The sequence below is a fragment of the Kosakonia sp. BYX6 genome (assembly GCF_038449125.1).
Classification (GTDB): domain Bacteria; phylum Pseudomonadota; class Gammaproteobacteria; order Enterobacterales; family Enterobacteriaceae; genus Kosakonia; species Kosakonia calanthes.
This window is the reverse complement of the sequence record NZ_CP151800.1, coordinates 1,231,323-1,251,694: the sequence shown is the minus strand read 5'-3', so window position 1 is coordinate 1,251,694 and position 20,372 is coordinate 1,231,323. Positions and strand designations below refer to the sequence as shown.

Sequence of the window (20,372 nt, the reverse complement as noted above, 5' to 3'; positions counted from 1 at the left end):
AAAAAAGCCAGCGGATAACCACTGGCTTTTCAGTATAAACGGCTTTTTCGCTTACGGGCGGCTGTCGTTCGCCTGGCGCAACAGCACACGGCTTTCGCTCTGGAAACGCTGGGCATAATCACCGAACCAGTGTTCTACTTTGCGGAAACTGTCGATAAACGCCTGTTTGTCGCCCTGCTCCAGCAGGCCAATCGCTTCACCGAAACGCTTGTAGTAGCGTTTGATCAGCGCCAGATTGCTAGACGAGGACATAATAATGTCGGCATAAAGCTGCGGATCCTGCGCAAACAAGCGCCCCACCATCGCCAGTTCCAGGCGGTAAATCGGTGAAGAGAGCGCCAGCAACTGCTCAAGCTGCACATTCTCTTCCGCCAAGTGCAACCCATATGCGAAGGTCGCAAAGTGGCGCAGCGCCTGGATGAATGCCATGTTTTGATCGTGTTCGACTGCGCTAATGCGATGCAAACGCGCGCCCCACACCTGAATCTGCTCCAAAAACCATTGGTACGCTTCCGGCTGGCGACCATCGCACCAGACCACCACCTGCTTGGCGAGGCTTCCGGTGTCCGGACCAAACATCGGGTGTAACCCCAACACCGGCCCTTTATGCGCCGACAGCATCGCCTGTAATGGGCCGCTTTTCACCGACGCGAGATCGACGAGAATGCAGTCTTCCGGCAACGGCGGCAGTTTGGCAATCACCTGCTCAGTGACATGGATCGGCACACTGACAATCACCATGCCCGCATCAGACACCAGTTCGCTCGCTTGCGCCCAGTCCTCTTTTTCCAGCGTGCGTACTTGATAACCGGACAGCGTCAGCATTTTGGCGAACAGCTGCCCCATCTGGCCCGCGCCGCCAACAATCACTACCGGGCGCAGTTCAGGGCAAAGGGTTTTGAAACCTTTATCGTTTTCGCTGGAATAAGACTCGCGCATCACGCGGCGAAGCACATCTTCAATAAGATCCGGCGGGACGCCAAGCGACTCGGCTTCTTTGCGACGTGAAGCCAGCATCGACGCTTCACGCTCCGGAACGTAAATCGGCAAGCCATATTTGCTTTTGACTTCGCCGACTTCCGCCACCAGTTCAAGGCGGCGCGCCAGTAAGTCCAGCAGCGCCTTATCTACTTCATCGATTTGATCGCGCAGCGCGGTCAGTTCAGCAACCATAACACCCTCTTATGCAAGACGCGCCGCCAGGCTGTTGCGCAGATCGTTATCGATTTCACGCAGCAGCGCTTCGGTCGATTCCCAACTGATACAGGCATCGGTCACGGAAACGCCGTATTTCATTGCGCTGCGCGGTTGTTCGGAAGATTGATTACCTTCATGAATGTTGCTTTCAATCATCAAGCCGGTGATCGAGCGGTTGCCATCTTTGATCTGTGCCACCACAGATTCCGCGACGGCAGGCTGGCGACGGTAATCTTTATTGGAATTACCATGGCTGCAATCTACCATCAGCGACGGTTTCAGTCCCGCCTGCTGCATCTCTTTTTCACACTGCGCGACGTCCGCCGGGCTGTAGTTCGGTGCTTTGCCGCCACGTAAAATCACATGCCCATCCGGGTTGCCCTGGGTTTGCAACAGGCAAACCTGGCCCGCCTGGTTGATGCCGACAAAGCGGTGCGGCATAGCTGCGGCGCGCATCGCATTGATCGCGGTCGCCAGGCTGCCATCGGTGCCGTTTTTGAAACCGACCGGCATTGATAAACCGGAAGCCATTTCGCGGTGCGTCTGAGATTCGGTAGTGCGCGCGCCAATCGCCGACCAGCTAAACAGGTCGCCGAGGAACTGCGGGCTGTTCGGATCCAGCGCTTCAGTCGCCAGCGGCAGCCCCATGTTCACCAGTTCCACCAGCAGACGACGCGCAATCTTCAGGCCAGCTTCCACATCAAACGAGCCATCCATGTGCGGATCGTTAATCAGCCCCTTCCAGCCAACTGTGGTACGGGGTTTTTCAAAATAGACGCGCATCACCAGATAGAGGCTATCGCTGACCTCTGCCGCAAGTGCTTTAAATCGACGAGCATATTCAATCGCTGCTTCTGGATCGTGGATCGAACAAGGGCCGCAAACCACCAGCAGGCGCGGATCGCGACCGGCAATGATGTTGGAAATGGTCTGGCGGGATTGCGCGATTTGCGCTTCTTGTTCAATCGTCAGCGGAAAAGCTGCTTTTAATTGATCCGGAGTGATAAGAACTTGTTCGTCGGTGATGTGAACGTTGTTCAGCGCGTCTTTTTGCATGATGGCTTCCTGTATAGCTCGTGTGCGATAGGATTTCCTCGGGCGAGGAAATGCCACCTTACCATATCTGGTAAAGATTTCAATCCACATTTCGTACCGATTTATTTACAGTTGTTATTTTATCGGCCAAGGAAGCACTGCGGAGCGTAATGATAATTTTACACTCCGCCGTATTTGATTAGTCCCTCGCCATTACTGACCGCTGCGGGTGGCGTTCCCAGCGCAACGCGTCAATCAGCACGAACAACAGCAAACTGCCGCCCATCACCGGCATTGCCAACCCCAAAAGCAGCGCAAAAAATGCGGTCAATACTCGCCCGGCAATACCGAGGCGTAACCAGCAGTGCAACAGCGTATCGCCCGCCGACGCCGGGCGGCGGATCCACCATAAGCGGTAGCCGACGATGATCATGACGCATAACGCGCAGCCGAAAGCGACCAGCAGCAATTGGTTCACGACGCCAAATAAAATGCCCATATGGAAGTCGACTCCCCAACGTGTCAGTTTGGCCATTAACGGGAAATCAGCAAAGCGGGTGCGATCAACCACCGCCATGTTGCTGCCATCAATCGCCACAGCATCCACACGGGTGGGCCAGCCGCGATCGATTTCCGTCACGGTCCAGGCTTGATCCGCACTGCGCGGCGGGCGGATCTCAACTTTGCTGGCGGAAATCCCGGCATGTTGCGCAGTCAAAAGAACTGCGTCGAATTGCGACACATCCTGCGTGCTATCCGGCATTACCATGCCGTCATGATGCCTGTGATGTTCTGCGTGAGGGTCATTGGCAGGCGCTGCGCCATGAAGCTGGGTATTCACTTGTGGCGTCATCCAGTCGAACGCCGCGCGCAGGCGATCGACATTCCCGCCCGCCCATTGCGACCAGGTCAGACCGGTGGCCGAAAACAGCAGCATTCCGGCGAGCAAGATCCAGCCGAGTGTAACGTGCAAGCGACGATGATTTTGCACACGGTTATTGATGCGCCGTTTTGGCCGGGTCAAAAACCACAGCACGATGCCGCCCAGCGCCGCTATCCACATCCATGACGCCGCCAGTTCGCTGTAGTTACGACCGATGTCACCCAGAAGCAATGAGCGATGGAGATAATCGATCCACTGGCGCAGCGGCAAAATCCCGCTAGTGCCGTACACCGTCATATCTCCTTTCACTTGCAGGGTCACCGGGTCGATGAAAATAGCGCGGTTTTCCGATATTCCCAGTTGCGGGTCGGCGAACATCACGCGCGTGGTGTTATCGCCACTTAGCCCCGGGCGCACGGCATGCAGACGCAAGTGGCCACCGGTCACCTGCTCGGCAGTGGCGATTTGTTCTGCCAGTGGTTGCCTCTCGCCACTTGCTACACCAAATAACGCCTCTTTATAGAGCCAGTTTTCCAGTTGTGGCGTCGCCACATATAACGTGCCGCTGAGCGCAGCGATAAAGATAAAGGGGCCGACGAACAGGCCGATGTAAAAATGCAGACGTCGTAGCAGGTTAAGCCACGCCGCTCGCGGAGTGCAGGAAGTCATACTTTTCCTCAGGAATAGTAAAAGTGTGCCGTTACGCTTAGGCGAACGAACTGTTTTTTATGTCAGGAAAAGCAGAAGCGCGGCGGCGCGCGGGTGTCAGGATAAAGCCAGGGGAAAAAGTGCCAGTGTGTGATTTTCTGCCGCGCGGGAGGTTTGCTGACCCGCAACACACGGCCCAGCAGCAGTAAAACCACCAGGAAAATCAGACCGGGAACATGCGCCAATAATACGCAGTAGCCGCAAGCTTCCGCATGGTCAACAGGTATGCTCTGCGGCGCGTTTTCATGATGGCTCATGCCGTGATGTTCGGGCATCGGCATATTCATTTCATGATGCATACCGGGCATCGCGCTCATGGGATCTTTTTGCAAGGCAGCCGAGATGAGAGGTGCGATGAGGATCAGCAGGATCGCAAAGAGCGCCAGCCATGTGGCTGTACGTTGCGCTGCACTGTGATGAAAAACGTTCTTCACCGCATCTCCTCCGGGTTGAAGCGGCATTGTAAATTAATCATCACAAGAAGGTTAATTTTTTTGCTTAAACGACCACAAAAAAAGGGGTTAGCATTACGCTAACCCCTTGTTCTATAACACGCTTTGGATGTAGCGTGTGCGTTTTATTAGTTAAGACGCTCTTTGATACGAGCAGACTTACCGGTACGCTCACGCAGGTAGTACAGTTTAGCTTTACGAACAGCACCACGACGTTTAACAGCAATGCTGTCAACTACCGGAGAGTGAGTCTGGAAGACACGCTCAACGCCTTCGCCGTTGGAAATTTTACGAACAGTGAATGCAGAGTGCAGACCGCGGTTACGAATAGCGATAACCACGCCCTCGAATGCCTGCAGACGTTTTTTGGAACCTTCAACAACCCATACTTTCACTTCCACGGTGTCACCCGGACGGAAGGAAGGTACGTCCTGCTTCATCTGCTCTTGTTCAAGTTGCTTAATAATGTTGCTCATAATTTAATCTCTTATCCTGGGTAAACTGATATTCGGGTGGCTTATGCCAACCCATCATGTTTGTGTTGCTGTTGCGCGTGTTCGCTTTTGAACTCCGCCAGCAACCTTGCTTGCTCTTCAGTCAGAGCCAGGTTTTCCAGAAGTTCAGGTCTTCTAAGCCAGGTACGGCCCAGCGACTGTTTCAAACGCCAGCGACGAATCTCGGCATGATTTCCCGACAGTAACACCGCCGGTACTTCCATCCCTTCTAACACTTCAGGTCGAGTATAGTGTGGACAGTCCAGCAATCCATCAGCAAAGGAATCTTCCGTTGCTGAAGCTTCATGGCCCAGTACACCCGGAATAAACCGGGAAACCGAGTCAATCAGCGTCATCGCTGGTAACTCACCACCGCTGAGAACGTAATCACCGATAGACCATTCTTCGTCAATCTCGGTTTGAATTACGCGCTCATCTATCCCTTCGTAGCGACCGCACACCAGAATCAATTTTTGATTGGTTGCCAGTTCGCTGACGCCCGCTTGATCAAGCTTGCGCCCCTGAGGTGACAGATAAATCACTTTAGCGCCTTCACCTGCCGCGGCTTTTGCTGCATGAATGGCGTCCCGCAAAGGATTCACCATCATTAACATCCCCGGTCCGCCGCCGTAAGGACGATCGTCCACGGTACGGTGCCGGTCATGAGCGAAATCACGTGGACTCCAGCTCTGGATGCTCAGCAGGCCATTTTTTACTGCCCGGCCAGTTACCCCGTAGTCGGTAATCGCGCGGAACATTTCAGGAAACAGGCTAATTATGCCAATCCACATAGCGCCGTCTTTTACCGTATATCCGGAGGTTTAAAAACCAGGATCCCAATCTACTTCAATGGTTTGAGTAGCGAGATCGACTTTCTTGATAACCTGCCCATCGAGGAACGGAACCAACCGCTCCTTGATACCAAATGCATCTTTCAGGTTTGCCTTGATGACGAGAACGTCATTTGACCCGGTTTCCATCATATCGACGACTTTACCGAGGCTGTAACCTTCAGTAGTCACTACCTGGCAACCCATAAGGTCTTTCCAGTAGTAGTCACCCTCTTCCAGTTCCGGCAACTGCGCAGAATCAACGAGAATTTCGCAATTCGTCAGTAGATTCGCTGCATCGCGATCATCAACACCTTTCAGTTTGATGACGATGTCCTGACTGTGGTAGCGCCAGCTTTCCAGCTCAATGCACTGCCACTGACCCGCTTTCTGGATAAACCAGGGCTGATAGTCAAAAATGCTTTCGGCGTCTTCGGTGGAGGAAAACACTCTGAGCCAACCACGAATTCCGTAAGAAGAACCCAGTTTGCCAACAACGATTGGCTCAACAGGGACCGATGCGGTTTGTTGCTTGCTCATCATGACCACCGTGACAGATTAAGCTGCTTTTTTTGCTTCTTTGATCAGCGCGGAAACGCGATCAGAAACGGTAGCGCCCTGGCCAACCCAATGCTCGATGCGATCCAGATCCAGGCGAGTGCCTTCTTCTTTCTCGGAAGCGATCGGGTTGAAGAAACCAACGCGCTCGATGAAGCGACCGTTGCGTGCATTACGGCTGTCGGTGACAACAACCTGGTAGAACGGACGCTTTTTAGCGCCGTGACGAGCTAAACGAATAGTTACCATAACATCCTCTTGTGTGAATAAAACACCAGGCCCCATCGAGGAACGGAGCCCGGTGTCATATTAAAAGCCCGAAAATTTTACTCATTTTTTGCTAAAAAGCAATCGACAGTTACGAAACTGTGAGACGTGAGGCCGTCGGCGTTGCAGCCAGTTTGGCACCGGCGTACGCACAAAAAGCGGAGCGTACAAATAGCACGTGAGCATTTTGAGCACACCCTGGCGCCAATATGGCAAATAAGCCAGGCCAGATTAACGCCCAGGGAAGCCTGGCGGCATCATCCCCTTCATCCCGCGCATCATCTTCGCCATCCCACCCTTCTTCATCTTCTTCATCATGCGCTGCATGTCGTCGAATTGTTTGAGCAGACGGTTCACGTCCTGAACTTGCAGGCCGCAGCCCGCAGCGATGCGGCGTTTACGGGAGCCTTTGATAATGTCCGGGTTGGCGCGCTCTTTGAAGGTCATGGAATTAATGATGGCTTCCATGCGCACCAGCACTTTGTCATCCATTTGCGCTTTTACGTTGTCCGGAATCTGACCCATGCCCGGCAGTTTGCCCATCAGGCTCGCCATGCCGCCCATGTTTTTCATCTGGCGCAGTTGCTCAAGGAAATCGGTCAGATCGAAGCCGTCGCCTTTCTTCAGTTTATTCGCCAGCTTTTCAGCCTGCGCGCGGTCAACTTTGCTTTCGATATCTTCGATAAGCGACAGTACATCGCCCATGCCGAGGATACGGGAAGCGATACGGTCCGGATGGAACGGCTCCAGCGCTTCGGTTTTCTCGCCAACGCCGAGGAATTTAATCGGTTTACCCGTGATATGGCGAATAGAAAGCGCCGCACCGCCGCGGGCATCGCCGTCCACTTTGGTCAGCACCACGCCGGTGAGCGGCAGCGCTTCATTAAAGGCTTTCGCGGTGTTCGCAGCGTCCTGACCGGTCATGGCATCGACAACAAACAGGGTTTCCACTGGCTTGATCGCCGCGTGAACCTGTTTGATTTCGTCCATCATTGCTTCATCAACGTGCAAACGACCGGCGGTATCCACCAGCAGCACGTCGTAAAACTTCAGCTTCGCTTCTTTCAGCGCCGCGTTAACGATATCCACCGGTTTTTGCGCGACGTCAGAGGGGAAGAAATCCACCTCAACCTGCTGCGCCAGTGTTTCCAACTGTTTGATCGCCGCCGGGCGATAAACGTCGGCGGAAACGACCATCACTTTTTTCTTGTGCTTTTCGCGCAGAAACTTACCAAGCTTACCGACGCTGGTGGTTTTACCCGCACCTTGCAGGCCCGCCATCAGCACCACCGCTGGCGGTTGCGCAGCGAGGTTCAGGCTCTGGTTCTCTTCGCCCATCGCCGCAACCAGTTCGTTACGCACGATTTTGACGAACTCCTGACCCGGAGTCAGGCTTTTATTGACTTCATGGCCTACCGCTTTTTCTTTCACGCGGTTGATAAAGTCACGCACTACCGGCAGCGCAACGTCTGCTTCCAGCAGCGCCATACGCACTTCGCGCAGGGTTTCTTTGACGTTCTCTTCAGTGAGGCGTCCACGGCCACTGATATTGCGCAGGGTGCGCGACAAACGATCGGTTAAATTATCAAACATTGTCTCTCGCCTGAGGTGATACGATTGGCCGCCAGGGCGACGCAAAACAGAAATTTGCCGGAGTATAACATGAAGACATTGCTCTGTATGTGATGCAACTGTTGGAGGCTGGGTCACGTAACGTTATACTGCTTTCCTTTCTCCCTTAGTCAACTGCCGACACTCATATGCCCGTTTTTGCCCTGATTGCTCTTGTTGCTTACTCAACCAGCATCGCGCTGATCGTTCCCAGTTTGTTACAGAAAAACAGCGGCTGGCGCAAAATGGCCATTTTTTCGGCGGTGCTCGCGCTTATTTTTCACGGATTCGGCTTAAAAGAACGCATTTTCCCGGATGATGGCGGACAAAACCTTAGCCTGTTGAATGTCGGTTCGCTGGTCAGCCTGATGATTTGTACGGTGATGACCATTGTCGCCTCTAAAAATCGCGGCTGGCTGCTGTTGCCGATTGTGTATACCTTCGCGCTGATTAATCTCGCTTTCGCCATCTTTGTGCCCAATGCCTATATTACACATCTGGAAGCCACCCCCGGCATGATGGTGCATATTGGCCTGTCGCTGTTTGCTTATGCCACATTGATTATTGCGGCCATGTACGCATTACAGTTAGCCTGGATCGATTACCAGTTGAAAAATAAACGGCTGGCGTTTAGTAGTGAAATGCCGCCGCTGATGGTGATTGAACGCAAGATGTTCCACATTACGCAGGTGGGCGTGGTGTTACTGACGCTGACGCTGTGTACCGGTCTGTTCTATATGAAAAACCTGTTCAGCATGGAGAATATCGACAAAGCAGTGCTTTCTATCATTGCCTGGTTTGTCTACATCGTTCTGCTGTGGGGGCATTACCATGAAGGCTGGCGCGGTCGCCGAGTCGTCTGGTTCAACGTTGCGGGCGCAGGGATTTTGACGCTAGCCTATTTCGGCAGTCGCGTTCTGCAACAAATCGTGAGCTAAAGCAAAGGAGTACCCCCTGGAACACATCTCTACCACGACGCTGATCATCACGCTGATCATTATGGTCGTGGTTTCAGCGTATTTTTCTGGTTCCGAAACCGGGATGATGACGCTCAACCGCTATCGCCTGCGTCACCTGGCGAAGCAGGGCAACCGCGCGGCTAAACGTGTCGAAAAGCTGCTACGTAAGCCAGATCGCCTGATAAGCCTGGTGCTAATTGGTAATAACCTCGTCAATATTCTCGCCTCAGCCATTGGCACCATTGTCGGCATGCGCCTGTATGGCAATGCCGGTGTTGCCATCGCCACCGGCGTACTGACCTTTGTCGTGCTGGTGTTCGCCGAAGTGCTGCCGAAAACTATCGCCGCGCTTTACCCGGAAAAGGTCGCCTTCCCCAGCAGTTTTCTGCTCGTTCCGCTCCAGATCATTATGTTGCCGCTGGTGTGGTTACTTAACAGTGTGACGCGCGTGTTGATGCGCATGGTAGGAATTAAAGCGGATGTGGTGATCAGTAGCGCGCTCAGCAAAGACGAGCTGCGCACCATCGTTAACGAGTCCCGCTCGCAAATCTCCCGTCGCAATCAGGATATGTTGCTGTCGATTCTCGACCTGGAAAAAGTCAGCGTTGACGACATCATGGTGCCGCGCAATGAGATTGTCGGTATCGATATTAATGATGACTGGAAAGCGATTGTCCGCCAGCTTACCCACTCGCCGCACGGCCGCATTGTGCTGTATCGCGATTCGCTGGACGACGCCATCAGCATGCTGCGCGTACGCGAAGCCTACCGTCTGATGACCGAGAAAAACGAGTTCACCAAAGAGGTGCTACTGCGCGCCGCCGATGAAATTTATTACGTGCCCGAAGGTACACCGCTCAGCGTGCAATTGGTGAAATTCCAACGTAATAAAAAGAAAGTCGGTTTGGTGGTTGATGAATACGGCGATATTCGCGGGCTGGTGACGGTCGAGGATATTCTCGAAGAGATCGTCGGTGATTTCACCACTTCTATGTCCCCGGCGCTGGCAGATGAAGCTACGCCGTTGAACGACGGCTCGGTGATTATTGACGGCAGCGCCAGCGTACGCGAGTTGAACAAAGCCTTTAACTGGCGGTTACCCGAAGAGGAAGCCCGCACGATTAACGGCATGCTGCTGGAAGAACTGGAAGAGATACCTGCGGCAGGTACGCGCGTGCGTATTGAGCAGTACGACATCGATATTCTCGATGTGCAGGACAATATGATTAAGCAGGTGAAAGTGATTCCGGTGAAAACGCTGCGGGAAAGCATTACCGAATAAATGAAAACCCTCTCCAGCGGAGAGGGTTTTTGGCTTTAGCCCTTCGCTTTCGCGACGGTGACCATCGCAGCGCGAATAGTACGACCGTTGAGGGTAAAACCTTTTTGCATCACGCCCAGCACTTTGCCAGCGGCAACGTCTTCAGACTCGACCATCGCAATGGCCTGATGAACATTCGGATCCAGCGGAACGTCGGTGTCAGCAATCACGTCCACACCGAATTTCTTCACCACATCCAACATGTTTTTCAGCGTCAACTCGATGCCTTCAACCATCGGAGCCATCTCGGCGTTGTTTTTGTCCGCCACTTCCAGCGCGCGATCCAGGCTATCGATTACCGGCAGCAGTTCGTTGATGAACTTCTCTAGCGCGAATTTGTGCGCTTTTTCGATATCCAGTTCGGTACGACGACGCAGGTTTTCCATTTCCGCTTTAATGCGTAACACAGCTTCGCGCTCGCGGTTTTCCGCTTCAGCTAACTGCGCTTCAAGGTTCGCAATTTTCTCATCGCGCGGATCCACCTGCTCAGCAGAATCGTCAGACTCAACAACTGCCTCAACTTCGTCGTGCTGTTCCATGATAATTTCTTCCGGGGCTTGCCCGTCAGGCGTTTTCTGTTCTTTACTACTCATGAATTTCTCCGCGTTTTTTTGCACTCATCTCGCTAACCTGCATTATTATGGGGATCCGTTTCCGAGATTCAAGGGAACGAGTCAGATTGTCATCATTCATTCGCCACAAGGACCAGCAGAAAATGACTCAACATTTCAAGTGTATTGGTATTGTCGGGCATCCACGACACCCTACCGCACTGACCACACATGAAATGCTCTATCGCTGGCTGTGCGCTAAAGGCTATGACGTCATTGTTGAACAACAAATTGCTCAAGAACTGCAACTCAATAACGTAAAAACCGGCACACTGGCTGAAATTGGTCAACAGGCTGACCTGGCAGTGGTAGTCGGCGGCGACGGCAATATGCTTGGCGCTGCGCGTACTCTGGCGCGCTATGACATTAAAGTTATTGGGATTAACCGTGGCAATCTCGGCTTTCTTACCGATCTCGACCCGGATAATGCACAACAGCAATTGGCCGATGTACTGGAAGGTCATTATATCGCCGAAAAGCGCTTTCTGCTGGAAGTTCAGGTCTGCCAGCAGGATTGCCAGAAGCGGATCAGCACCGCCATTAACGAAGTGGTGCTGCATCCGGGCAAAGTCGCGCATATGATCGAATTCGAAGTGTATATCGATGAAATTTTTGCTTTCTCACAGCGCTCAGACGGTTTAATCATCTCCACGCCAACCGGTTCCACGGCGTATTCCCTTTCCGCGGGCGGGCCGATTCTGACGCCATCGCTGGACGCCATTACTCTGGTGCCGATGTTCCCGCACACGTTGTCAGCGCGTCCGCTGGTTATCAACAGTAGCAGCACCATTCGTCTGCGCTTTTCCCATCGTCGCAGCGATCTTGAAATCAGCTGCGACAGCCAAATCGCATTACCCATTCAGGAAGGCGAAGATGTGCTGATTCGCCGCTGTGACTATCACCTCAATCTTATCCATCCCAAAGATTACAGCTATTTCAATACGTTAAGCTCAAAGCTCGGCTGGTCAAAAAAATTGTTCTGAAAACCGCCACCAGGGCTTTACTGTATATAAAACCAGTCTATACTGTATGAAAATACAGTTATGGTTTTTCATACAGGAAAGCAACCATGTTGGCACAACTCACTATCAGTAATTTTGCTATCGTTCGTGAGCTTGAAATCGATTTTCACAGCGGGATGACGGCGATTACCGGCGAAACCGGCGCGGGTAAATCTATTGCTATCGACGCGCTTGGGCTGTGCCTGGGCGGTCGTGCTGAAGCCGACATGGTACGCGCAGGTGCGCCTCGCGCCGATCTCTGCGCCCGCTTCGCTTTGAAAGACACCCCTGCCGCTCAGCGCTGGCTCGAAGAGAATCAACTCGAAGATGGACGTGAGTGTTTACTTCGCCGCGTGATCAGCAGCGACGGGCGTTCCCGTGGTTTCATCAACGGTACCGCCGTTCCCCTTTCCCAATTACGCGAGCTGGGCCAGTTATTAATCCAGATCCACGGTCAGCACGCGCATCAGTTGCTGATTAAACCCGAACATCAAAAAAACCTGCTTGATGGCTATGCCGGTGAGTATGCGCTCACTCTGCAAATGGCTGAACGCTACCACGCCTGGCACCAAAGCTGCCGAGAGCTGGCTCAGCACCAGCAGCAAAGCCAGGAGCGCGCCGCTCGTGCGGAACTGTTGCATTATCAACTAAAAGAGCTGAACGAATTTAATCCACAGCCCGGCGAATACGAACAAATTGATGAAGAGTACAAACGCCTCGCGAACAGCGGACAATTGCTCTCCACCAGTCAACACGCATTGAATGTACTGGCAGATGGTGAAGACGTGAATCTGCAAAGCCAGTTATATACCGCACGTCAGTTGCTGACAGAATTGGCTGGTATGGACACGCGCCTTTCCAGCGTGCTGGAGATGCTGGAAGAGGCCGCCATTCAGATTAGCGAAGCCAGCGATGAGCTGCGCCACTACTGCGACCGTTTAGATCTCGATCCAAACCGCCTTTACGAACTGGAACAGCGCATTTCCCGGCAGATTTCGCTAGCGCGCAAGCACCACATCAGCCCAGAAGAATTACCGCAGTTCTACCAGTCACTGCTTGATGAACAGCAGTTGCTTGACGATCAGGCTGATTCGCAGGAAACCCTGGCGCTGGCAGTCACTCAACATCATCAGTTGGCGGTGGCAAGCGCACAGCAGCTGCACGATCAGCGCGCGAAGTATGCGCAGGAATTGAGCCAGCTGATTACTGAAAGCATGCACTCGCTTTCCATGCCGCACGGCGTGTTTGAAATTGATGTCGCGTTTGATGCGAACTCATTGACGGCGGATGGTGCGGACCGCATTGAGTTCCGCGTAACAACCAACCCTGGGCAGCCGCTGCAAGCAATCGCTAAAGTCGCTTCTGGCGGTGAGCTGTCACGTATCGCACTGGCAATTCAGGTGATTACCGCACGGAAAATGGAAACACCGGCGCTGATTTTCGATGAAGTGGACGTCGGTATCAGCGGGCCAACCGCCGCCGTTGTCGGCAAACTGCTGCGTCAACTGGGCGAATCCACTCAGGTAATGTGCGTAACGCACCTGCCGCAGGTTGCCGGTTGTGGGCACCATCACTTCTACGTCAGCAAAGAGACCGATGGCGCAATGACTGAAACCCATATGCAGCCGTTGGATAAACGTGCTCGCTTGCAGGAACTTGCGCGCTTGCTGGGCGGCAGCGAAGTGACGCGCAACGCGCTGGCGAACGCCAAAGAGCTGCTGGCCGCGTAAACTTTTCTGTAATATGACGGTCTGAGTTCTCGACAAAATCAACAACAGACCCGGCCGCAAAGGTTTTAAACTGGCGAAAGGTCTATTATTATCGGCATATTACATATGAGCCACGTACTGTTCGGGCCCGAAAAGGAATCAAATCACTATGCGCTGTAAAATGCTGACTGCTGCCGCAGCGGTTCTCCTGATGTTGACCGCTGGTTGCTCTACTGTAGAACGCGTGGTTTACCGCCCTGATATCAACCAGGGGAACTACCTGACACCAAACGATGTATCTAAAATCCGCACAGGTATGACGCAACAACAGGTTGCTTATGCACTGGGTACTCCGATGATGACTGACCCGTTTGGCACCAACACGTGGTTCTACGTCTTCCGCCAGCAACCAGGCCATGAAGATGTCTCTCAGCAAACACTGACGCTGACCTTCAATAGCAGTGGCGTGCTAACCAATATTGATAACAAACCTGCGCTGACCAAAAACTAAGGTCGCGGAAATGCAAAAAGGTGCTCAATGAGCACCTTTTTTGTTTCCGACTTTTGTTTCGTTTGTTTCCAACGCTGCGACGTTAAGGCTTATTCGCCGCTCTCTCAGCGCGCTGGCGACGCAGCTCTTTCGGGTCGGCAATCAGCGGGCGGTAAATCTCCACACGGTCACCATCGTTAACGCTATCGTGCAATTTCACCGGGCGACTAAAAATACCGACCTTATTAACAGTCAAATCGATATCACTACGCAGTTCCAGCAGACCCGAAGCACGAATCGCCTCCTCAACAGTTGCGCCTTCATCCAACTTCACCCGCTGCAAATACTGCTTTTCAGGCAGCGCATACGCCACTTCAACGGCAATTTTACCCGACACGATAAACCTCTTTCGCGCGATGGGTGAAAGCCTGCACCATGTTTGAGGCCAGCTCTTTGAAGATGCGGCCAAATGCCAGTTCAATCAGCTTGTTGGTAAATTCAAAATCCAGCTGAAACTCAATGCGGCAAGCATCAGCGCTCAATGGCGTAAATTTCCATCCACCCATCAGGGACTTAAACGGGCCATCCACCAAATGCATCATAATGCGTTGGTTGGCATCCAGCGTGTTGCGTGTGGTAAACGTCTTACTGATCCCGGCCTTAGAAACATCCACCGCCGCCGTCATTTGCGACGGCCCGGATTCCAGAACCCGGCTGCCGGTGCAACCTGGAATAAACTGCGGGTAGGATTTCACATCGTTCACTAACTGATACATTTGTTCCGCGCTGTAAGGCACCAGCGCAGTACGGCTAATCTGAGGCATAAGGTTTTCCGCGTTCACACAATCGCCAAATAATACCATCTCCCCAGGTTGAAAGGAAAACGCTATGCCCTAACTCATGCTAAGATAACGCGTTCAGCCTCACAGGACGCAATGAGGTCAGTTTCAGATATCAGATTACCGGATGGCTTCACGATACTATGACGAAGAAAAAAGCATATAAACCTGGCTCAGCCACCATCGCGATGAACAAGCGCGCCCGCCATGAATACTTTATTGAAGAAGAATTTGAGGCCGGGCTTTCTCTACAGGGCTGGGAAGTAAAATCCTTACGCGCCGGTAAAGCAAACATTGGCGACAGCTACGTTATTTTGAAAGACGGCGAAGCTTTTCTGTTCGGCGCGAACTTTACGCCACTGACCGTGGCTTCCAGCCACTATGTTTGCGACCCTACCCGCACCCGTAAACTGCTGCTTAACCAGCGCGAGTTGGACTCTTTATACGGCCGCATCAACCGTGAAGGTTACACCGTGGTGGCGCTCTCGCTGTACTGGAAAAATGCCTGGTGCAAAGTGAAAATCGGCGTTGCGAAAGGGAAGAAACAGCACGACAAACGCACCGATTTGAAAGAACGTGAATGGCAGCTAGATAAAGCGCGCATCATGAAAAACGCGGGGCGTTAATTTCCCCGCATTGCCCTCTCACACCGGGAGAGGGCATCGAATCTCCCTCTTAACGCTCCCTCAGCGCCTCATTCAATTTGTTCAGCGGTTTAATCAGATAATCCATCACCGATTTTTGCCCGGTCTTGATTTCGACATTCGCGATCATCCCCGGCAGGATTGGGAAACTTTTGCCGTTACGGTTTTTCAGCTCCGCACTTTGCGTACGCACATAGACGCGGTAATAGAACTGATCGCGGCGCACTTCATCCTGCAACGTATCCGGCGACACCACTTCTACCGTGCCTTTCAGGTCACCGTAAATCGACGAATCGTAAGCGGTCACTTTTACTGTCGCCGGCAAACCAGGGCGAATATAGGCGATATCGCGCGGGTTAATGCGCGTCTCGACCAACAACTGATCCTCCAGCGGGACGATCTCCATCAGCTTACCGCCGGGTTGCAACACGCCGCCAACCGTATTGACCTGAATGTCTTTGACAATCCCGCGCACCGGCGAGTTAATCACCGCCCGATCCAGCTGATCCGCTTTACCGGCCATCACCTGCAATTGCGCGTCCAGGTCGGCGTTGTTTTTTACCTGCTCTTCCCGCGCACGCACCGCGAACTGGTTCCGCACCTCGTCGATTTTGCCCTTCAGTTCTGTCGCCTGGCGTTGCAAACGGATCACTTCCACATTGCTCGCCGCGCCTTTCGCCACCAGCGGCTGCGTCATGCGTAACTCTGCCATCACCAGTTGATAGGTTTGTTGCAGGTTCGCCACGGTTTCATTGAGGTTACGCCGACGTGATTCGTAAAGCTGCCGTTCACGCGCCACCAGATCCGGCTCACGCATCGATTCGGCGCTAAAACGCAGCGGTTCACCGGTCAGTTCGGAACGTAAGCGTTCGCTCGATGCCCGCAACGCCCTGACACGCGCCGCTGCTTCACCATAGTTGGACTGAAAACGCGTCGGATCAAGGCGCGCCAGCATCTGTCCGCGCTCGACAATATCGCCCTCTTTCACCATCAGCGCGCTAACGATCCCGCCATCAAGGCTTTCAATCACCTGCGCATGCGTCGACGGGGTGATTTTACCAGTACCGACCGTCACCTCATCAAGAATGGCCCACGCCGACCAGCCGACAAACATCACCAGGCCAATCAACGTCAGCCAAATGACGGACGAATAAATCCGCCCCTGACGCGCCAGATCGTCCTGCATTGAGAGTTGACTCATTTCCCCCTCCTCAGGCGATTGACGCCACGTTGCTGTTGCGCGTCGCCTGTTTGAGCAGGGTATCGCGCGGACCATCGGCAACCACTTTGCCGTTCTCCATCACAATGATGCGGTCCACCAGGTTGAGCAGCGCCGGGCGGTGCGTCACTAGCACCAGCGTGCGTCCGGTCAGCCACTGTTGAAGCTGGCGAATAACCCAAGCTTCCAGTTGCTCATCCATCGACGCCGTCGGCTCATCCAGCAACACGATTTGCGGGTTACGCACAATCAACCGGCTGAGCAGCACCATCTGCCGCTGTCCGCCGGACAGCCCGCGCCCGCCTTCATTGATCAAGCGGTCGAGACTCGCGGCGTCCTGCTGAACCAGGTTGATCGCCCCGCTAATGCGCAGCGCCTGAATCAACTCCGCTTCGGTGGCATGCGGATGACCAAGCATCAGGTTTTGCCGTAACGTGCCAAAGAACAGCCGAGAATCCTGCGACAAGTACCCCACCTGGCGGCGCACGTCGGTCGGATCGATATGCGCCATATCCACACCGTCGATGATCACTTTGCCTTTACTGGCCTGCGCCTGCCCGGAGAGCAATTTCAGCAACGTTGATTTCCCGGCCCCGGTTTTACCGAGGATCGCCACACGTTCGCCTGGCTTGATCTCCAGCTCGCTGACATTTAGCGCCAGATCGCCTTTTTCGACATCGTAGCTGTACTGCATCTGTTGCACCTGGAAGTGGCCCGCCAGCACCGGGCAGTGCGCCATTTTTTTGTCGGCCTCTTTATCGAGCGGTTTTTTCAGTAGCTCGTTCAAGCCCGTCATGGCGGATTTCGCATGCTGCCAGCGGGAGAAAACCATGGTCAGTTGCATCAGCGGCGCAATCGTGCGCGACGACAGCAGGCTACAGGCCACCAGCGTACCGGTAGTGATCGTGCCATCAATGACGAGAAAGCAGCCGAAAACCAGCATCCCGGCATAGGTGATTTGCTGAACCGTCGACGCCCAGCCGCTAAGCCGCGCGCCCCATACGCGCTGTTTCATCCCGACGTTGGCCCCCACCGCGTGGGTGTTTTCCCATTGGCGCTGAAAGTAGGGTTCCGCCTGCAATGCTTTGATGTCTTCCACCCCTTCGATGGATTCGACCAGCACCGCGTTACGTATGGCGCTTTCGCGCATCCCTTCTTTCGCCAGCTTCGCCATCGGCCACTGCACCATCAGCCCTGGAATGATAATCAGCGGAATAGCAATTAAGGGAATGATCACCAGCGGGCCGCCGACCAGCGCCATAATGCCGAGAAACAGCAGCACAAACGGAATGTCCATCGCCGCGCCAACGGTGGTTGAGGTCAACAGTTCGCGCACCTGATCCAGCTCGCGCAACTGCGAGATAAACGAACCGGTGGATTTCGGCCGCGCGTCGTTTTTGATCGCCATCGCACGGGCAAAGAACAGCGCCGAGACATCCAGGTCGATATGTTTCCCCATGATGTCCGAAACATGCGTTCGCGCGAGGCGGATAAAGAACTCCAGTGCTGCCGCCAGCAGGACGCCGAAAAACAGCACCCACAGCGTTGGCATTGACTGCGCCGGGATAACCCGGTCGTAAACCTGCATGGAAAAGAGAATACCCGCCAAGGCCAGTACGTTCCCGACCACCGAGGCCAGCGCGATTTCCGTTAGCTTGCGCCCACTGTGGCGAAAGTGACGCCAGAACCAGTGCGCTTCCCACGGGCGCGTAAAATCATCAATGCGCGCATCACGGCCACGCGCGGCGATACCGAGCATCACCACTTCGGGCTTCGCGCGGGTTAACAACGTTTCCAGCGGCTCTTCACGCACCAGGTCGCCACCGTTGTTCAGCCAGTAGGTGACCTGCTTATCGGCGTCCAGCGCCTCCAGTAGCATCAGCTCGCCAGTATCAAGCTGCACGATGACCGGCAAGTTTTGCGAATTCCAGCGCATACGGTCGAGCGGCACGGTACGCACTTGCAAGCCCATCAAGCCGCTTAATCTTTCCAGCCGCGCGTTGAGCGGCAGCGATTCAAACCAGCGCATCTGTTGTCGTACAGCGGGGGCATCGGCGGGCAGGCCAAAACGCCCCGCCGCGCGCACCATCACATTAATCCAGCTTTCGGTATCAGGCTCTTGCATTACCACTCCTGCTCTTTTGCGCTTACCGCGCGCGTGCATTTATGCGCCTACAGTGCGGGCAAGTCATCGCCCACGGTACGACTACGTTCAATCCCCAGCATATCGAGCAAGTTGTCGGCGGCGGCGGCATAGCGCACGGCGGCATCCCAGGCGTCATAACGCGCGGTAATCGAGGCGGTATCGGCCTGGAAAACATCCTGTTCAATGCTCAGAAGATCGTTCAGGCTGCGCTTGCTCAACCGGTACTCATCGCGGTAAACGCCCCGGGCCCGCCCGGCGCTCATCGCCTGCGCATCCCCGGCTTTTTGGCGCAATTGCGCGCCGGTAAAATCCGCCCACGCGGTGGCGGCACGCTGGTTGATATCCAGTTTGCTGGCCTCCACTTCCGCTTGCGCATTGGCACGATCGCCCTGCGCGGCATCCACGCGGGCGCTGACCGCCCCGCCCTGATACAGCGGCGCATCCACCACTAATTGCACCTGATCATCCCAATAGCTGCTCTGATCATTTTCATAGCGGGTGCGCCCCGCCTGCACCGAAATGGTCGGCCAATGTTGCGCCTGCGCCTGGCGAATACGCTGTTCCGCCGCTTGCTGTTTAGATTGCGCGCTCAGTACGGCGTTGTTGCGATCATAGGGCAGCGACTCAATAGAGATATTCTGTTTGAGCAGGTCTTCAGGAAGGTCGGGCAAGGTTTCAGATTTCACGCCAGTTAATACACTGAGTGCAGCCTGCGCGGAGTGCATCTGCGCTTCATACTGCGCAAGTGAGGCGTTCATCCCCGCAATGCGCGACTGGGCTTGCAGGCCGTCGGACTCGGAGCTTAACCCGGCTTCTGAGCGTAAATCCGCCATTTCCAGCACGCTTTGCAGCGAGTGAATATTGGCCCGCGCCGCCTGGGCCAGCGCCTGGTAGCGCTTGACCTGCAAATAGGCTTGCAGTGTTTGCATGCCAACATCATTGAGCGTGCTGTAAAGATCGTAACGCCAGGCGTCAGAGAGATTGTGTTGCTCATCGATACTGCCGCCAGTTTTGCCAAAATCGTACAGCAACTGTTTTAAGGTAACGCCGCCAGAACCATTGTTGTTCAACGATCCGGCGGAATCCGTACGGTGTGAACGCCCAAGATTCCCTTGCAAGGAAACCTGCGGAAACCAGGCGCTTTCTGCTTCAGTGAGGTTCGCTTTACCCACGCGGATTTGCGCTGCCGCCTGGGCGATTTTCGGGTTACGGGCAAAAGCGCGAAGGATCGCCTCTTTAATAGTTAGCTGCGCCCGAAGCTGTTCGCTCGGGGCCGACTGCCAGCGATAATTGTCTTCATCGCCGGGAGCCGCGAATACACTCGTAACGGGCATGACCAATAACAACAGACCTATGGCTCTTTTCATACATCGACCTTTGGATAGCCCGTAATAATTT

21 protein-coding genes are annotated in these 20,372 nt (G+C 54.1%); 6 read left to right on the top strand and 15 right to left on the bottom strand.

What is annotated here, in order from left to right; all coding sequences use genetic code 11:
• Window positions 1-51 precede the first annotated feature (51 nt).
• The 9 genes from tyrA to ffh all read right to left on the bottom strand — a co-directional run bounded on the left by tyrA (window position 52) and on the right by ffh (window position 8,017).
• Window positions 52-1,173, bottom strand: coding sequence for a bifunctional chorismate mutase/prephenate dehydrogenase (gene tyrA, locus AAEY27_RS05925; RefSeq protein ID WP_342323973.1), 1,122 nt, complete (start codon window positions 1,171-1,173; stop codon window positions 52-54).
• A 9-nt stretch (window positions 1,174-1,182) separates the two neighbouring features.
• Entirely contained in the window at window positions 1,183-2,253 is a 1,071-nt protein-coding gene (aroF, locus tag AAEY27_RS05920) for a 3-deoxy-7-phosphoheptulonate synthase AroF (RefSeq protein ID WP_342323972.1), read from the bottom strand.
• Between the two features lie 178 nt (window positions 2,254-2,431).
• On the bottom strand, window positions 2,432-3,784 hold the full coding sequence (locus AAEY27_RS05915; protein WP_342323971.1) for a PepSY-associated TM helix domain-containing protein: 1,353 nt from the start codon (window positions 3,782-3,784) through the stop codon (window positions 2,432-2,434).
• Window positions 3,785-3,846: 62 nt separating this feature from the next.
• A complete protein-coding gene (locus tag AAEY27_RS05910) occupies window positions 3,847-4,257 on the bottom strand; it encodes a DUF2946 domain-containing protein (protein ID WP_425294671.1) in 411 nt (136 codons plus the stop codon).
• Between the two features lie 146 nt (window positions 4,258-4,403).
• Complete coding sequence (rplS, locus tag AAEY27_RS05905; protein ID WP_002914145.1) at window positions 4,404-4,751, bottom strand: 50S ribosomal protein L19; 348 nt, start codon at window positions 4,749-4,751, stop codon at window positions 4,404-4,406.
• Between the two features lie 41 nt (window positions 4,752-4,792).
• Window positions 4,793-5,560, bottom strand: a complete 768-nt coding sequence (gene trmD, locus AAEY27_RS05900; protein ID WP_342323969.1) for a tRNA (guanosine(37)-N1)-methyltransferase TrmD — start codon at window positions 5,558-5,560, stop codon at window positions 4,793-4,795.
• A gap of 30 nt (window positions 5,561-5,590) precedes the next feature.
• Window positions 5,591-6,139, bottom strand: coding sequence for a ribosome maturation factor RimM (gene rimM, locus AAEY27_RS05895; RefSeq protein WP_342323968.1), 549 nt, complete (start codon window positions 6,137-6,139; stop codon window positions 5,591-5,593).
• A gap of 18 nt (window positions 6,140-6,157) precedes the next feature.
• A complete protein-coding gene (rpsP, locus tag AAEY27_RS05890) occupies window positions 6,158-6,406 on the bottom strand; it encodes a 30S ribosomal protein S16 (RefSeq protein ID WP_342323967.1) in 249 nt (82 codons plus the stop codon).
• Window positions 6,407-6,655: 249 nt separating this feature from the next.
• Entirely contained in the window at window positions 6,656-8,017 is a 1,362-nt protein-coding gene (gene ffh, locus AAEY27_RS05885) for a signal recognition particle protein (RefSeq protein ID WP_342323966.1), read from the bottom strand.
• A 167-nt stretch (window positions 8,018-8,184) separates the two neighbouring features.
• Between ffh and AAEY27_RS05880 the strand changes: the two genes are divergently transcribed.
• Complete coding sequence (locus AAEY27_RS05880; RefSeq protein ID WP_342323965.1) at window positions 8,185-8,973, top strand: cytochrome C assembly family protein; 789 nt, start codon at window positions 8,185-8,187, stop codon at window positions 8,971-8,973.
• A gap of 16 nt (window positions 8,974-8,989) precedes the next feature.
• Window positions 8,990-10,276: an HlyC/CorC family transporter gene (locus AAEY27_RS05875; protein WP_342325477.1), complete on the top strand. Its 1,287-nt coding sequence runs from the start codon at window positions 8,990-8,992 to the stop codon at window positions 10,274-10,276.
• 35 nt (window positions 10,277-10,311) lie between these two features.
• Here AAEY27_RS05875 and grpE read toward each other — a convergent pair whose 3' ends face one another.
• The gene (gene grpE / locus AAEY27_RS05870; protein WP_342323964.1) at window positions 10,312-10,908 is read right to left on the bottom strand and encodes a nucleotide exchange factor GrpE; all 597 of its coding nucleotides are present in this window, start codon (window positions 10,906-10,908) and stop codon (window positions 10,312-10,314) included.
• Between the two features lie 122 nt (window positions 10,909-11,030).
• On the opposite strand from grpE, the gene nadK reads away from it, so the two are divergent.
• The 3 genes from nadK to bamE all read left to right on the top strand — a co-directional run bounded on the left by nadK (window position 11,031) and on the right by bamE (window position 14,147).
• Window positions 11,031-11,909 carry an NAD(+) kinase gene (gene nadK / locus AAEY27_RS05865; protein WP_342323963.1) on the top strand — a complete coding sequence of 293 codons (879 nt, stop codon included), beginning with the start codon at window positions 11,031-11,033 and terminating at the stop codon, window positions 11,907-11,909.
• 86 nt (window positions 11,910-11,995) lie between these two features.
• Window positions 11,996-13,657, top strand: coding sequence for a DNA repair protein RecN (recN, locus tag AAEY27_RS05860; protein ID WP_342323962.1), 1,662 nt, complete (start codon window positions 11,996-11,998; stop codon window positions 13,655-13,657).
• A 148-nt stretch (window positions 13,658-13,805) separates the two neighbouring features.
• Complete coding sequence (gene bamE, locus AAEY27_RS05855; protein WP_342323961.1) at window positions 13,806-14,147, top strand: outer membrane protein assembly factor BamE; 342 nt, start codon at window positions 13,806-13,808, stop codon at window positions 14,145-14,147.
• 82 nt (window positions 14,148-14,229) lie between these two features.
• Here bamE and AAEY27_RS05850 read toward each other — a convergent pair whose 3' ends face one another.
• Entirely contained in the window at window positions 14,230-14,523 is a 294-nt protein-coding gene (locus AAEY27_RS05850; protein ID WP_342323960.1) for an RnfH family protein, read from the bottom strand.
• On the bottom strand, window positions 14,513-14,950 hold the full coding sequence (locus AAEY27_RS05845) for a type II toxin-antitoxin system RatA family toxin (protein WP_342323959.1): 438 nt from the start codon (window positions 14,948-14,950) through the stop codon (window positions 14,513-14,515). The genes AAEY27_RS05850 and AAEY27_RS05845 overlap by 11 nt, the downstream gene beginning before the upstream one ends.
• 158 nt (window positions 14,951-15,108) lie before the next feature.
• Here AAEY27_RS05845 and smpB point away from each other — a divergent pair, with 158 nt between their 5' ends.
• The gene (smpB, locus tag AAEY27_RS05840) at window positions 15,109-15,591 is read left to right on the top strand and encodes an SsrA-binding protein SmpB (RefSeq protein WP_342323958.1); all 483 of its coding nucleotides are present in this window, start codon (window positions 15,109-15,111) and stop codon (window positions 15,589-15,591) included.
• A gap of 49 nt (window positions 15,592-15,640) precedes the next feature.
• Here smpB and AAEY27_RS05835 read toward each other — a convergent pair whose 3' ends face one another.
• From AAEY27_RS05835 to AAEY27_RS05825, 3 genes are read right to left on the bottom strand one after another with little or no spacing between them, the layout of a single operon-like run.
• Complete coding sequence (locus AAEY27_RS05835; protein WP_342323957.1) at window positions 15,641-16,810, bottom strand: HlyD family efflux transporter periplasmic adaptor subunit; 1,170 nt, start codon at window positions 16,808-16,810, stop codon at window positions 15,641-15,643.
• Between the two features lie 10 nt (window positions 16,811-16,820).
• Window positions 16,821-18,953, bottom strand: coding sequence for a type I secretion system permease/ATPase (locus tag AAEY27_RS05830; RefSeq protein WP_342323956.1), 2,133 nt, complete (start codon window positions 18,951-18,953; stop codon window positions 16,821-16,823).
• Window positions 18,954-19,000: 47 nt separating this feature from the next.
• Window positions 19,001-20,308: a TolC family outer membrane protein gene (locus AAEY27_RS05825; protein WP_342325476.1), complete on the bottom strand. Its 1,308-nt coding sequence runs from the start codon at window positions 20,306-20,308 to the stop codon at window positions 19,001-19,003.
• Between the last annotated feature and the right edge of the window lie 64 nt (window positions 20,309-20,372).

What these genes read in the sequence shown, in the direction of transcription:
- tyrA (WP_342323973.1), bottom strand. Translation starts at nt 1,173, where the DNA reads ATGGTTGCTGAACTGACCGCGCTGCGCGATCAAATCGATGAAGTAGAT.
- aroF (WP_342323972.1), bottom strand. Translation starts at nt 2,253, where the DNA reads ATGCAAAAAGACGCGCTGAACAACGTTCACATCACCGACGAACAAGTT.
- AAEY27_RS05915 (WP_342323971.1), bottom strand. Translation starts at nt 3,784, where the DNA reads ATGACTTCCTGCACTCCGCGAGCGGCGTGGCTTAACCTGCTACGACGT.
- rplS (WP_002914145.1), bottom strand. Translation starts at nt 4,751, where the DNA reads ATGAGCAACATTATTAAGCAACTTGAACAAGAGCAGATGAAGCAGGAC.
- trmD (WP_342323969.1), bottom strand. Translation starts at nt 5,560, where the DNA reads ATGTGGATTGGCATAATTAGCCTGTTTCCTGAAATGTTCCGCGCGATT.
- rimM (WP_342323968.1), bottom strand. Translation starts at nt 6,139, where the DNA reads ATGAGCAAGCAACAAACCGCATCGGTCCCTGTTGAGCCAATCGTTGTT.
- rpsP (WP_342323967.1), bottom strand. Translation starts at nt 6,406, where the DNA reads ATGGTAACTATTCGTTTAGCTCGTCACGGCGCTAAAAAGCGTCCGTTC.
- ffh (WP_342323966.1), bottom strand. Translation starts at nt 8,017, where the DNA reads ATGTTTGATAATTTAACCGATCGTTTGTCGCGCACCCTGCGCAATATC.
- AAEY27_RS05880 (WP_342323965.1), top strand. Translation starts at nt 8,185, where the DNA reads ATGCCCGTTTTTGCCCTGATTGCTCTTGTTGCTTACTCAACCAGCATC.
- grpE (WP_342323964.1), bottom strand. Translation starts at nt 10,908, where the DNA reads ATGAGTAGTAAAGAACAGAAAACGCCTGACGGGCAAGCCCCGGAAGAA.
- nadK (WP_342323963.1), top strand. Translation starts at nt 11,031, where the DNA reads ATGACTCAACATTTCAAGTGTATTGGTATTGTCGGGCATCCACGACAC.
- recN (WP_342323962.1), top strand. Translation starts at nt 11,996, where the DNA reads ATGTTGGCACAACTCACTATCAGTAATTTTGCTATCGTTCGTGAGCTT.
- bamE (WP_342323961.1), top strand. Translation starts at nt 13,806, where the DNA reads ATGCGCTGTAAAATGCTGACTGCTGCCGCAGCGGTTCTCCTGATGTTG.
- AAEY27_RS05845 (WP_342323959.1), bottom strand. Translation starts at nt 14,950, where the DNA reads ATGCCTCAGATTAGCCGTACTGCGCTGGTGCCTTACAGCGCGGAACAA.
- smpB (WP_342323958.1), top strand. Translation starts at nt 15,109, where the DNA reads ATGACGAAGAAAAAAGCATATAAACCTGGCTCAGCCACCATCGCGATG.
- AAEY27_RS05835 (WP_342323957.1), bottom strand. Translation starts at nt 16,810, where the DNA reads ATGAGTCAACTCTCAATGCAGGACGATCTGGCGCGTCAGGGGCGGATT.
- AAEY27_RS05830 (WP_342323956.1), bottom strand. Translation starts at nt 18,953, where the DNA reads ATGCAAGAGCCTGATACCGAAAGCTGGATTAATGTGATGGTGCGCGCG.
- AAEY27_RS05825 (WP_342325476.1), bottom strand. Translation starts at nt 20,308, where the DNA reads ATGCCCGTTACGAGTGTATTCGCGGCTCCCGGCGATGAAGACAATTAT.